The sequence below is a fragment of the Actimicrobium sp. CCI2.3 genome (genome assembly GCF_035019065.1).
Classification (GTDB): Bacteria; Pseudomonadota; Gammaproteobacteria; order Burkholderiales; family Burkholderiaceae_D; genus Actimicrobium.
In genome coordinates, this window is sequence record NZ_JASJWR010000025.1 from 19128 (window position 1) to 31946 (window position 12819).

Sequence of the window (12819 nt, forward strand, 5' to 3'; positions counted from 1 at the left end):
AGCTGACATGTAGTCGAGAAGTGATATCCACTACTTACACCCAAAAACGACTAATTTTCAGGCCAACTTATACTAGCTGACACCAAGTCTGGAAATCAACCAATAACAACGGCTCTCGCACCAACGGACAACGAACCCGGCGTCGGATTAACCTGTATCAAATTTTTCAGCCGGAGCTGGCACCATCCCTTACACTTCGGTGACCTTCACTTTAGAAAGACCATGGAGATGCCCAACCTCATTTATATTGCTGATCCGATGTGCTCCTGGTGTTACGGATTCAGCCCGGAACTGACCGCCCTGCTCGACGGCTTGCCCGGCCTTCCTGTGGAGATCGTGCTCGGTGGCCTGCGCGCCTATAACAGCGAACGCATGGACGAGCCCATGAAAACCGAGCTGATGAAACACTGGAAAAAAGTCCACGAGACCAGCGGCTTGCCATTTTCTGACCACGCAATCGAACTGCCCGGTTTCATCTACAACACGGAACCCGCTTGCCGCGCGGTCGTCACCGCTCGCACGCTGGCACCCCAGGCGACGCTTGCCGTGTTCAACGCGATCCAGCAAGCCTTTTATGTCGATGGCCGCGACGTCACCCAGAGCGCCGTCCTCGCCGAGGTCGCCAGTGCAGCACTGACCGCTGCAGGCGTCCCGACCGAGGCAGCTGCTTTTGAAACGCTGTGGGCATCCGAAAAAATCGTACTGGCCACGCACGCTGATTTTGTCCAGACCAAGGCCTGGAAAATCACTGGCTTTCCGATGCTGGTGCTCGAACGTAACGGCCATCTTGATATGGTCACCTCTGGCTATTTGCGTATGCCGGCACTGGTCGAGCAATTACAGGCGCTGGTCGACAATAGCCCTCGGGATTAACCCGATCCCGCTTGGTCATGCGCCAAAAAAAAGGCGTCACCCTGTTACGGGCGACGCCTTTTTTGTGGGCAGCCAGCGATCAGCTCATGTGCTGTCCGCCGTTAATGGCAATATTCGCCCCCGTCAAAAATGCCGCTTCATCCGATGACAGATAGGCGACCAGTCCGGCGACTTCTTCCGGCTTGCCCAACCGCGCCATCGGAATTTGCGGAATGATCTTGCTGTCGAGGACTTCCTGCGGAATGGCCATGACCATCTTGGTACCGATGTAGCCCGGCGAGATCGTGTTGACAGTCACACCCTTGCGTGCCACTTCCAGCGCCAGTGCCTTCGTAAAACCGTGCATGCCGGCCTTGGCCGCCGAGTAGTTGGTTTGGCCGAAAGCACCTTTCTGGCCATTGACCGACGAGATGTTGATGATGCGACCCCAGCCACGGTCGACCATCCCGTCGCATACCGGCTTGGTCATGTTGAAAACGGAATCGAGGTTAGTGCCGATCACCGCATCCCAGTTGAGCTTGTCCATTTTCTTGAATGTCATGTCGCGCGTGATGCCGGCATTATTGACCAGCACATCAATCGGGCCAATCTCTGCCGACACCTTCGCTACACATGCCGCCGCCGAATCGTAATCGGCCACATCACAGGAATAGGCACGGAAGTTGTAACCCAGCTTTTCCATTTCGGCCAGCCATGCTTCGGACTTGGTGTTCCCGGGTGAATAGGTCGTCACGACCTGATAACCCAGTGCTGCCAGCTTGATGCAAACGGCTTCGCCCAACCCGCCCATACCGCCAGTAACCAGTGCTACACGTGCCATTTTTTTGTCTCCTGTTATTTAGAATTTATAACCATTAGGACCAACATAGTAACTGACTAGATAGGCTACTGACCGGAATCTTAACGCTCGATTGCCAGTGCCACACCCATGCCGCCGCCGATACAGAGACTGGCCAGGCCGCGCTTGGCGTCACGCCGGATCATTTCGTGAATCAGCGTCACCAGGATGCGGCAACCTGACGCGCCTATCGGGTGGCCCAGTGCGATCGCGCCGCCGTTGACGTTGATCTTGCTGGTATCCCAGCCCATCTGCTTGTTGACCGCGATGGCTTGAGCCGCGAAGGCTTCATTGATTTCCATCAGATCGAGGTCGGCATGGGTCCAGCCCGCTTTTTTCAGACACAGCTGCGCGGCAGGAACCGGTCCCATCCCCATGATGCTCGGGTCCACACCAGCCGACGAATAGGCCTTGATACGCGCCAGCGGGGTCAGGCCGAGTTCCTTGGCCTTGGCTGCCGACATCATCATCACGGCAGCCGCGCCATCATTGAGGCCGGACGCATTGCCGGCTGTAACGGTACCGTCCTTGGCAAAGGCGGGGCGCAAACCCGCAAGCGATTCAAGCGTCGTGCCTGCCTTGATGTATTCATCCGCGTCGAACTGGACATTGCCTTTTTTGCTGACGATTTCCAGGGCGAGAATTTCATCCTTGAACTTGCCGGCTTTTTGCGCGGCTTCAGCCTTGTTTTGTGACGCCGTGGCGAAGGCATCCTGCTCAGCGCGCGAGATCTCGTATTTCTTGGCGACGTTCTCGGCCGTCGTACCCATATGGTATTGATTGAACGCATCCCACAAACCATCGACGATCATGGTGTCGACCAGCTTCGCATCACCCATGCGGAAACCGTCGCGCGAGCCATTGAGTACGTGCGGCGAAGCACTCATGTTTTCCTGGCCACCAGCGATGATGATATCGGCGTCGCCGCAGAGAATTGCCTGGGTAGCGAGGTGCGTCGCTTTGAGGCCGCTGCCGCACACCTTGTTGATGGTCATGCCCGGCACCATGTCTGGCAGACCGGCATGGATCAGCGCCTGACGCGCCGGATTCTGTCCGCACCCGGCGGTGAGCACTTGTCCCATGATGACTTCGCTGATCAAGCGCGGATCGATGCCGGTCTGTGCCAGCAAGCCCTTGATGACATGGGCACCAAGATCTACGGCGGGAATTTTAGCCAGCGTGCCGCCGAATTTACCGACTGCTGTTCTGAGGGCTGCGACGATGACGACTTCATTCATTGAATTCTCCAAAAATGGTGATGGTGGCAATTTTTGCTGACTGACCCCAAAAGTACGAATTGTGTGGCGAGCCGGAACTTACCTTTGTTTTTGCAAACGTACCGAGTATTACGTATTTTATAAGCCGCGGCTAGAGGAACGGCTTTGTCGCAGCGGAAGATTGCGCGCAATTCTTTTGATGACAATCAAGTGCGACGCAACATATTTTTGGCGCGGGGAGAATCATCGCCTGTAATGACAAGGATCCGGGCATGACGCAGCGCAAAACCTGTCGTCGCGACAGAACCTTCGGATACTTTTCGGCAGCCGGTCGTTCTACCGGAATGCAACCATATCGGTGTCATTCTTTGTGGCAGAATAGGCGAGTCCGAAAAGTTGCCCCGCTCACGCGGTGGTCGGACAAGCTAATGAAGTGACTCCCGCCGAAATGAGGGCGGGCAATTATTGCAGATCGACTTTCAATGGAGTCTTTGAATTGAACCATCTCAATAAAAACAATTACGCTAATACCGCGCAGCTCAAGGAAATCATGACTGCGCCACCGATGACCGCAGAGCAGCATGCGATCATCATCCGCAAACGCATCAAGGACCGCCGCATGATTGAAGAAGCGCGCGAACGAAAAACCGACGAGGATGATTTGTTCGGTGGTTCGGCCTGATGCGTTGCGAGGTGCTGGAGTGACCTAATTAATTTCGGCAACCCGATGGCAAGCCACAAGACGGCCATCGAAAGGCACCAGTGCCGGTGCCTCGATGCGGCAGCGTTCCTGCACAAACGGACAACGGGTATTGAAGGCGCAGCCGGGCGGCGGCGCAATCGGCGACGGCAACTCCCCGGTGAGGACGATTTTTTCCTGACGCTGCGCCGGATCGATGCGCGGTGTGCTGGCCAGCAAAGCCCGCGTGTACGGATGCAGCGGCCGGGTAAAAATCTGCGCCTTGCTGCCATGCTCGACGGCCTTCCCCAGATACATCACCATCACGTCGTCGGCGATATGCTCGACCACCGCCAGATTATGCGAAATGAACAGGTAAGCAACGCCGCTGGCCTGCTGCAAATCCATCAGCAAGTTCAGCACCTGCGCCTGAATCGAGACATCCAGCGCCGACACCGGTTCATCGGCGACGATCACTTTCGGGTCCAGCATCAAGGCCCGTGCAATCGCAATGCGCTGACGCTGGCCACCGGAGAACATGTGCGGATACCGGCTGATATGCTCGGGCCGCAAGCCGACCTGCGCCATCATTGCCAGAGCCTTGGCGGTTCGTTCTGCCTTGTCCAGACGGGTGTTGATCTCGAGCGGTTCACTGAGCATCGCACCGACTTTCTTGCGCGGGTTCAGGCTGGCATACGGATTCTGAAACACCATCTGCACTAACGGTCGAACGCGCTTGAGCGTCGCGCGATCGGCCGTGGCGACGTTGGCGCCGTTCATCCACAACTCGCCCGCGCTGGGCGGTTCGATCATCGTGACCTGGCGCGCCAGCGTCGACTTGCCGCAACCGGACTCGCCGACCACGGCCAGCGTCTTGCCGGCCACCAGCGTGAACGAGACACCATCCAGCGCGCGGGCCCAGACTCTCGGACGCAGGAAACCCTGCGATACCGGGTAATGCCTGGTCAGATTTTTTGCTTCAAGCAATGCAACGGCCTCTGTCATGGTGCGACCTCTTCCTGGTGCCAGTTATTGGTGGGCTGACCGCTGGTGTCGAGCGGAAAATGACAGCGCACTTGCGCCTCGGCCGGACCAGTCAACGCCGGGCGCTGCGTGTGGCATAACGCGTTCGCGTAAGCGCAGCGCGGACTGAGCAGGCAGCCTTCGGAGCGATCGTACTGACCCGGCACGACGCCGGGGATAGTCTGCAAGCGCGCACGACCGACATTGTGTTCAGGCAGCGCTGCCAGCAATGCTTGCGTGTACGGATGGCGTGGCGCATTGAAAATAGCCGGCACACTACCGGTCTCGACAACCTGACCGGCGTACATCACAACGACCCGCTGCGCAGTCTGGGCGATCACACTCAAGTCATGCGTGATCAGCATCAGTGCCATGCCACGGTCACGCTGCAATTGCAGCAGCAATTCCAGCATCTGCGATTGCACCGTCACATCAAGCGCGGTGGTCGGCTCGTCGGCGATCAGCAGCCGCGGACTGCAGGCAATCGCCATCGCCACCATCACGCGCTGGCTCATGCCGCCGGAGAGCTGGTGCGGATAGGCATCGAGGCGGCGTTCGGGATCGGGAATATCAACCTGCTGCAGCAGTTCCAGCGCCTTGGCACGCATGGCCGCATTGCTGCCGCGCTGATGCACGCGCAAAGTTTCGATCAGTTGATACGCCACCGTGAAGCACGGATTGAGGCTGGTCATCGGGTCCTGAAAGATCATCGCGATGTCCTTGCCGAGCAGGCCGCGCCGCTCGCGCTCGGACATGGTCTGCAACTCGCGACCATCGTAGGCCATGCGTGTCGCCGTGACCCGGCCCGGATAATCAATCAGTCCCATCAACGCCAGGGACGTCACGCTTTTACCGGAGCCGGATTCGCCGACGATGCCGACGACTTCGCCTTCGGCGATCGTCAGGTCGAGGCCATCGACCGCGGTGAACGGGGATTTTTCCGAGCCGAATTCGACCCGCAGGTTTTGCAGTTCAAGAAGTGCCATCGTGGTCACCGTTTCAGTTTCGGGTCGAGCGCGTCACGCAAACCGTCGCCCATCAAATTGAAGGCCAGCACCGAGACCAGAATCGCCAGGCCCGGGAAGGTCACCACCCACCAGGCGCTCTGGATGAACTCAAGCGCACTGGCCAGCATCGAACCCCATTCCGGCGTCGGCGGTTGCGCGCCGAGTCCGAGAAAACCGAGCGCGGCAGCATCGAGAATGGCACTGGAAAATCCCAGCGTAGCTTGCACGATCAGCGGTGCGGCACAATTCGGTAGCACGCAATTGAACATCAGCCGCACCGTGCCGGCACCGGCGATGCGCGAGGCACTGACGTAATCCTTCTGCATTTCACCGATGACCGCCGCGCGGGTCTGGCGCGCGTAATGTGGCAGCATCACGATGGCAATCGCGTACATCGCATTCATCAGGCCGGGCCCGAGGATAGCCACCACCGCCACCGCCAGCAGCAGACTCGGCAGCGCCAGCATGATGTCCATCAAGCGCATCAGCGCCACTTCAACGACACCGCGAAAAAATCCGGCAATCAGGCCGATGAGTACGCCGATGGTCAGCGACAGCGTGACCGACACCAGCCCGATCACCAGCGATAGCCGCGTGCCATGGATCAACCGCGACAGCATGTCGCGCCCGACCGGATCGGTGCCGAGAATGAACTTGCTACTGCCGCCGGCTTGCCACATCGGTGGTGCCAGCGTCGCATCACGGAATTGCGCGATCGGCGAATGCGGCGCGATCAGATTGGCTGACAGCGCGATCAGCACCAGCAGAATCACCACTGTCAGGCCGATCACCGCACCGCGATTCTGGCTGAAGTAATTCCACAGTTCGCGCAGCGGATGCGGCTGTGCCTGTGCTTTTATTTGCACCTCTCCACGGACGGCGCTCATGCGCTGTGCCGGATGCGTGGATTGATGACGCCGTACAGCACGTCAACAATCAGGTTAACCACGATGATGATGGTCGCCGACAGCAAGATGCCGCCCTGCACCACCGGATAATCGCGTCGCCGGATGGCTTCGACCAGCCACTTGCCAATCCCCGGCCAGGAAAAAATCGTCTCGGTCAGGATTGCGCCGGCCAGCAGCGTACCGACTTGCAGACCGATCACCGTGATCACCGGAATGAGCGCATTGCGCAGCGCATGCACACCGATCACGCGCCAGCGCGACAGGCCCTTGGCACGCGCGGTGCGCACGTAATCTTCGCGCAGTACTTCCAGCATCGACGAGCGCGTCATGCGCGCCACCACCGCCAGCGGGATCGTGCCCAGCGCGATGGCCGGCAGGATCAGGTGCGAGACGGCCGACTTGAACGCACCCGGCTCGCCCGACAGCAGACTGTCGATCAGCATGAAGCCGGTCACCGGAGGCAGGTCGAACAGGATATCGATGCGCCCCGACACCGGCGTCCAGCCCAGCGTGACCGAGAACAGCATGATCAGCAACAGGGCCCACCAGAATACCGGCATCGAATAACCGGTCAGCGAGACCCCCATCACCGAGTAATCGAGCACCGTATTGCGCTTGAGCGCGGCGAGCATGCCGGCTGGCACACCCACGACCAGTGCCACCAGCATCGCGCAGATCGACAGTTCGATGGTGGCCGGAAACAGCGTCAGGAATTCACGCAGCACCGGTTCCTGCGTCGTGATCGAGCGACCCAGGTCGCCTTGCAGCACGTGCCACAGATAATCGAAGTACTGCACATACAGCGGCCGGTCGAGTCCAAATTCATGCAGCAGACGGGCATACCGTGCCGCGTCCATACCGCGCTCGCCGGACATGGCTTCGACGGCGTCGCCGGGAATCATGTGGATCAGGGAAAACACCAGCAGCGTGATGCCAAGAAAGGTCGGAATGACCAATCCTGCACGACGCAAGAAGAATCCAAACATGGGGTGCCTGTTCGTTCAAGTAAAAGGAGCACCGCCAGTCTTGTGAACCGGCAGGGGTCGCATTGTAACGTGGAGTGCTGGCCTGATGCGGCAAGGCCGCACGCCTACCGCAATTCGTATCTTGCCAGGCTGGCTGGCATCTTGATGGCCAGCTCTTCCGGGTTGCTGACCGTGACACCGAGGTCGCGCAGCAAGCCATCCTTGATGCCGTAAATCCAGCTATGGATGGTCAGTTCCTGGCCGCGTTCCCACGCATCCTGCACCAGCGTGGTCTGGCAGACATTGCCGACTTGCTCGATCACATTGAGTTCGCACAAGCGATCGAGTTGCTCGCCTTTCGGAATCACGTCACCGAAATAGCGCTCATGTTTCTGATGCACGTCCTGGACGTGGCGCAGCCAGTTATCAGCCAGACCGACGCGCCGCCCAGTCATCGCCGCATGCACGCCGGAACAACCGTAATGACCGGTCACGATCACATGCTTGACCTTGAGCACATCAATGGCGAACTGGAGTACCGACAGGCAGTTCAGGTCGGAATGGCACACCACGTTGGCGATATTGCGATGCACGAACAATTCACCCGGCAACAGATCAACGATTTCACTGGCCGGCACGCGGCTGTCAGAGCAACCGATCCATAGATAGTTAGGCGATTGCTGGGCCGCCAGCTTGCGGAAAAATTCAGCATCCTGGTCGATCATCGACGCGGCCCAACTGCGATTATTCTGCAGCAGGTGCTCCAGTGCGTCGCTGTTCTTGATGGGGTTGGTCATGGAATACTTTCTGGAAGGATCTAAGCGCGCGTGATTTTACCTTCTTGCAGGCGAATTCTTGCCATTTGATTCAAAAGGATGACTGAAGCGCTGCATGAAGCGTCGGTCGATCCGGTTCTTCCACTGCCACACCCAGCCGCCCTGCCAGACCAGACCGTACCAGGACGCTACGGCATGCTGGCCGCCGCCGGATAGCAGGGACAGATAGTGACGCTGGGCGCGATACGGCAGCAACGGTTGGCCGGCCGCATACCGCAACAGGTTTTCTGCCAGTACCGGTCCTTGCCTAACTGCGAACACGCCGGCCTTCGGACGCCGCTGCGTGATGTCGGTTGCCATGTCCCCAGCAGCAAACACATGGGGATGACTGACGGATTGCAAGTAGGGATTGATGCTGATGAAACCGTCATCGACGCTCGCCAGACCCGCTGCAGATGGCCATTGCGCTGCCGCCGATCCGGTTGCCCACAGGACCTGATCGCAGGTGGCGATGCTACCGTCGGCAAACACCAGATGATCGGCTTCGACCCGCGCGATCGGACTGCCGGTGCGTATCGCCACGCCGGCTGCGGTCAGCCGGGCCGCCATCAAGCGGGCGGCCCGTCGCGGGTAGCCGGGCAGCAATTCGCCGCGACTGACCAGCGACCACTTGACGCGGTCCCGGTGTGCACGCAATCGGTAGGACATGGCCAGCACCAGTTCGACCCCACCGGCACCACCGCCGACCATCACCATGTGGACTGGCCGTACCAGCTGATCGACCCGGCTTTGCAGTTCATTCCACTGCTGCAAAAAACGATCGATCGGCTTGACTGACAAACCCGTCGCGGCGGCACCGGGGATGCCATCGACCGGCGGCGTCGAGCCGATATCGAGCGAGACCAGATCGAACTCCCAGCTCTCGTCGTCCGTGAAGACCCGGTTACCGGTCAGGTCCAGTCGCTTCACCGTCGCTTGCACCAGCCGCACACCGGCGGCGGCGGCCAGCGCACGCAAGTCGACATGGCATTCCATCGTGCGGTAGTGGCCGGCGACCAGTCCGGGCAACATGCCGGAGTACGGTGTATCGAGTTCACGACTGAGCAGTGTTACATCGAGTCGGGCACGCAGGTCAGGCGGTTGCTTGATCAGTGCTTCCAGGACGAACAAATGGGCATGCCCGCCACCGATCAGTAGCAGGCGTTTGGGAGTGGGGGTCAAGGACGGACTCACTAAAAAATTGACAGGTCACGATACCACGCCATCCTTGTCATCATGCCGAACCGCCGCAACCCGCAGCAAGCCGAAATACTCACAAGAAGTCCCCAAAAAAAAGATCCCAGCGCTCGTTTATCCTGGAGAGAAGGCATTCTTTTCTGCGTGTGAGCAGTGCAGCGCCCCCTGCTGGCTGCGAGTCGTTTCAGCATGGCCGAGACGCCGCACGCAAGGTGACTAGGTCGGCACCGAATCGACCAGGCTGCGGTAAATCAGCACTGCCTCGTCGGCGTGACGAACGAACACGTCGACCAGTTCAGGATCGAAGTGCAACCCTTTTTGCGCTACCAGAAAATCGAGCGCTACGGCCCATTCCCACGGAGCCTTGTAGGGGCGTGCTGAAGTCAGCGCATCGAACACATCGGCCAGTGCAACGATGCGTGCCGGGAGCGGAATCGCCGCACCAGCCAGACCGAACGGATAACCACTGCCATCGAATTTTTCATGATGATGCAAGGCGATGCTGGCGGCTACCTGAAGGAAGCGCGAGGGGCTGTCTTTCAGAATGTCATGACCGATGCGCGCATGCCTGTGCATGATGGCCAGTTCGTCGGCATTGAGCAGGTCGGACTTGTGCATGACCGTATCCGGCATGCAAATTTTGCCGATGTCATGCATGGGCGCAGCCAGTTCTATCGTTTCCGCCTCATCCTCCGACAGACCCAGCCGGCGCGCGATCAGGCCAGAATATTTGGCCATGCGCTTGAGATGCGCGCCGGTGACAGCATCACGCAGGTCAGACGCCCGCGCCAGCCGGACCAGCGTTTCGACCTCGCGCAGACGCAGTTCGCGCGTGACTTCCGCCACGCGCTGCTCGAGTGCCAGCGCGTGATTGCTGTTAATCAGATATTGCTGGCGCAGGTTCAACAAATTCTGGCAACGGGCGCGACACTCGACCGGATCAACCGGCCGGATCAGAAAGTCCGTCGCCCCGGCCTCAAAGGCACTGTGGCGTACTTCCCTGTCGCTGACAACGGTCGTCATCACGATCGGTAATTGTTCATAGCTGTACAGACGGCGCAACTGGCGGATGGTTTCGACGCCATCGAGCACCGGCATCTTGAAATCAGTCAGCACGAGATCGACCGGATTTTGCCGCACGTAGTCGATTGCCACGACCGGATCGGAAAACATCACGATGTGAATACGCCGGTCTATCCCCTTGATGACCTCGGCCAGAATCAGCCGGCCGGTACTCTGATGATCTATTACCACCACGGTCGGCATGACAGCCGGAAGCCCGGCAGGCGTGTCGGCAAATGGACGATCAGACATGGTGAGTAGCGCGGAATTTCATGGGCTCAAAGTATGCCGTAGTTTGAGCCACAATGTGACATTTTCCATGCAAGAAATTAACAAATTATCGTCCATCCTCTGCGAAACTCAGTGCTCATCGCGCAGTGTCTCGTCGGGAATATCGCCCAGCATCAACCGCTTGAGTCCGGCATCGGCCGGCTTGTCGCCTAGCCAGATTTTCAATATCGCATTAAAAAAAGCCAGATCAGGTAACGGCTCGCCAAATTTCTGACCGTTGAGCAGGAACACGGTTCCGACTCCAGGAATCCAGTCTGCAACAAGCACGTCACCATTGCGCAAACCGGCACTCGCACCGAGCTGTGTATTTAATCGCACCAGTTGCGATGCCAGCCTGGTTCTCTCGCTGCGATCCATGTTTTTCCGGATGCCGTCGAGAAATGCCTGTCTGAATGCCTCGCTACTCACATCGCGCAACAGCACGATGCGCACGCGGCGCGCACCACCGACAGCAACCACTTCCGGCAAAGTGGTACACCGTTCGACCAGGTACAAACCTGCCGCATACGCCTTGAAAATTGCCTTGAAACGGAACCCCGCGCCATTGAGTTTGAGTTCCTGACCTGCCACGGTCACGCTATCGTCAAAGCGGATACCGTCGACATTAGCCGCAGGCACCGTCACCGGCACCAGTGCGGCGAGCGCTATCAACGCAAACAACAGCATGCGCATGAATTGACGCACAGTCATGTCTTGATCCTCGAGGCAGATAGACCGTTTGGCCAAAAAAAACCGCCGACTCCTGAATCCGGAGCGGCGGTGATCGGATCGCACCATGCTTACTCGAAGAAACCCTTGACCTTTTCGGTCCAGGACTTCGATTGCGGACTGTGTTTGGCACCGCTTTCATTGGTCGATTCCTCGAACTCCCGCAGCAATTCGCGCTGACGTTCGGTCAGCTTGACCGGCGTCTCGATCACGACATGACAGAACAGATCGCCAGCGTAACCGGAGCGCACGCCCTTGACGCCTTTGCTGCGCAGACGGAAGGTCTTGCCAGTCTGTGTGCCTTCGGGCAACGTGAACGACGCCTTGCCACTGAGCGTAGGCACTTCGATCTCGCCACCGAGTGCCGCCTTCGCATACGAAATCGGAATCTCGCAATGCAGGTCATCGCCTTCGCGCTGGAATACCGGATGCTGCTTGATATGAATCTCGACATACAGATCGCCCGGCGGTCCGCCGTTCATGCCTGGCTCACCATTGCCCGACGAACGAATCCGCATGCCATCATCGATACCGGCCGGAATCTTGACTTCCAGTGTCTTGTTGCGCTTGATGCGTCCCGCACCGGCGCACGTCGCACACGGCTCGGGAATCACCTTGCCGGTACCGTGACACTTCGGACAGGTTTGCTGGATGCTGAAAAAGCCCTGCTGCATGCGCACCTGACCGTGACCGGCACAAGTCGGGCAGGTAGTCGGTTGCGTACCTGGCTTGGCACCGCTACCGTGGCAAATTTCGCAGCTATCCCAGGACGGAACGCGGATCGTCGTATCGAAACCGTGCGCGGCTTGTTCGAGCGTGATGTCGAGGTTGTAGCGCAAATCAGCGCCGCGATAAACCTGCGGTCCGGCACTGCGACCGCCGCCACCGCCACCACGCGCCGCATTGCCGAAGATGTCGCCGAAGATATCGCCGAACGCATCCGAGAATCCGCCGGCACCGGCACCGCCAAACCCGCCGCCACCGCCGCCGCCACCCATATTGGGATCGACACCAGCGTGACCATACCGGTCAAACGCTTCGCGTTTTTGCGGGTCGGACAGCATCTCGTAGGCCTCCTTGGCCTCCTTGAATTTGTCTTCCGATCCCTTGCTATCGGGATTGCGGTCAGGATGGTATTTCATGGCCAGCTTGCGATAGGACTTTTTGATTTCTTCGTCCGTCGCGTTCTTGGCCACGCCCAGTATTTCGTAAAAATCGCGTTTTGCCATTATTCGG

General features: G+C 58.8%; 13 protein-coding genes. 2 read left to right on the forward strand and 11 right to left on the reverse strand.

Going from position 1 to position 12819, the window contains the following annotated elements:
* Positions 1 to 228: 228 nt before the first annotated feature.
* Positions 229 to 873, forward strand: a complete 645-nt coding sequence (locus QN370_RS14395; protein ID WP_322128667.1) for a DsbA family protein — start codon at positions 229 to 231, stop codon at positions 871 to 873.
* Positions 874 to 952: 79 nt separating this feature from the next.
* Here QN370_RS14395 and QN370_RS14400 read toward each other — a convergent pair whose 3' ends face one another.
* Positions 953 to 1693, reverse strand: a complete 741-nt coding sequence (locus tag QN370_RS14400) for a beta-ketoacyl-ACP reductase (RefSeq protein WP_322128668.1) — start codon at positions 1691 to 1693, stop codon at positions 953 to 955.
* Positions 1694 to 1773: 80 nt separating this feature from the next.
* A complete protein-coding gene (locus QN370_RS14405) occupies positions 1774 to 2949 on the reverse strand; it encodes an acetyl-CoA C-acetyltransferase (protein WP_322128669.1) in 1176 nt (391 codons plus the stop codon).
* A 475-nt stretch (positions 2950 to 3424) separates the two neighbouring features.
* Here QN370_RS14405 and QN370_RS14410 point away from each other — a divergent pair, with 475 nt between their 5' ends.
* Positions 3425 to 3610: a hypothetical protein gene (locus QN370_RS14410; protein WP_322128670.1), complete on the forward strand. Its 186-nt coding sequence runs from the start codon at positions 3425 to 3427 to the stop codon at positions 3608 to 3610.
* A gap of 24 nt (positions 3611 to 3634) precedes the next feature.
* Here QN370_RS14410 and QN370_RS14415 read toward each other — a convergent pair whose 3' ends face one another.
* From QN370_RS14415 to dnaJ, 9 genes are all read right to left on the reverse strand, one after another.
* Complete coding sequence (locus QN370_RS14415; protein WP_322128671.1) at positions 3635 to 4612, reverse strand: peptide ABC transporter ATP-binding protein; 978 nt, start codon at positions 4610 to 4612, stop codon at positions 3635 to 3637.
* Positions 4609 to 5616 carry an oligopeptide/dipeptide ABC transporter ATP-binding protein gene (locus tag QN370_RS14420; RefSeq protein ID WP_322128672.1) on the reverse strand — a complete coding sequence of 336 codons (1008 nt, stop codon included), beginning with the start codon at positions 5614 to 5616 and terminating at the stop codon, positions 4609 to 4611. Before QN370_RS14420 ends, QN370_RS14415 begins: the two co-directional genes overlap by 4 nt.
* 5 nt (positions 5617 to 5621) lie before the next feature.
* A complete protein-coding gene (locus QN370_RS14425; RefSeq protein ID WP_322128673.1) occupies positions 5622 to 6524 on the reverse strand; it encodes an ABC transporter permease subunit in 903 nt (300 codons plus the stop codon).
* Positions 6521 to 7531, reverse strand: a complete 1011-nt coding sequence (locus QN370_RS14430) for an ABC transporter permease subunit (protein WP_322128674.1) — start codon at positions 7529 to 7531, stop codon at positions 6521 to 6523. The genes QN370_RS14425 and QN370_RS14430 overlap by 4 nt, the downstream gene beginning before the upstream one ends.
* Before the next feature lie 104 nt (positions 7532 to 7635).
* Positions 7636 to 8307 carry a carbonate dehydratase gene (gene can, locus QN370_RS14435; RefSeq protein ID WP_322128675.1) on the reverse strand — a complete coding sequence of 224 codons (672 nt, stop codon included), beginning with the start codon at positions 8305 to 8307 and terminating at the stop codon, positions 7636 to 7638.
* Positions 8308 to 8343: 36 nt separating this feature from the next.
* Entirely contained in the window at positions 8344 to 9507 is a 1164-nt protein-coding gene (locus QN370_RS14440) for an FAD-dependent oxidoreductase (RefSeq protein ID WP_322128676.1), read from the reverse strand.
* 231 nt (positions 9508 to 9738) lie between these two features.
* A complete protein-coding gene (locus QN370_RS14445; protein WP_322128677.1) occupies positions 9739 to 10836 on the reverse strand; it encodes an HD domain-containing phosphohydrolase in 1098 nt (365 codons plus the stop codon).
* A gap of 108 nt (positions 10837 to 10944) precedes the next feature.
* Complete coding sequence (locus tag QN370_RS14450) at positions 10945 to 11565, reverse strand: chalcone isomerase family protein (protein ID WP_322128678.1); 621 nt, start codon at positions 11563 to 11565, stop codon at positions 10945 to 10947.
* An 89-nt stretch (positions 11566 to 11654) separates the two neighbouring features.
* Complete coding sequence (dnaJ, locus tag QN370_RS14455) at positions 11655 to 12812, reverse strand: molecular chaperone DnaJ (protein ID WP_322128679.1); 1158 nt, start codon at positions 12810 to 12812, stop codon at positions 11655 to 11657.
* Positions 12813 to 12819: the final 7 nt, after the last annotated feature.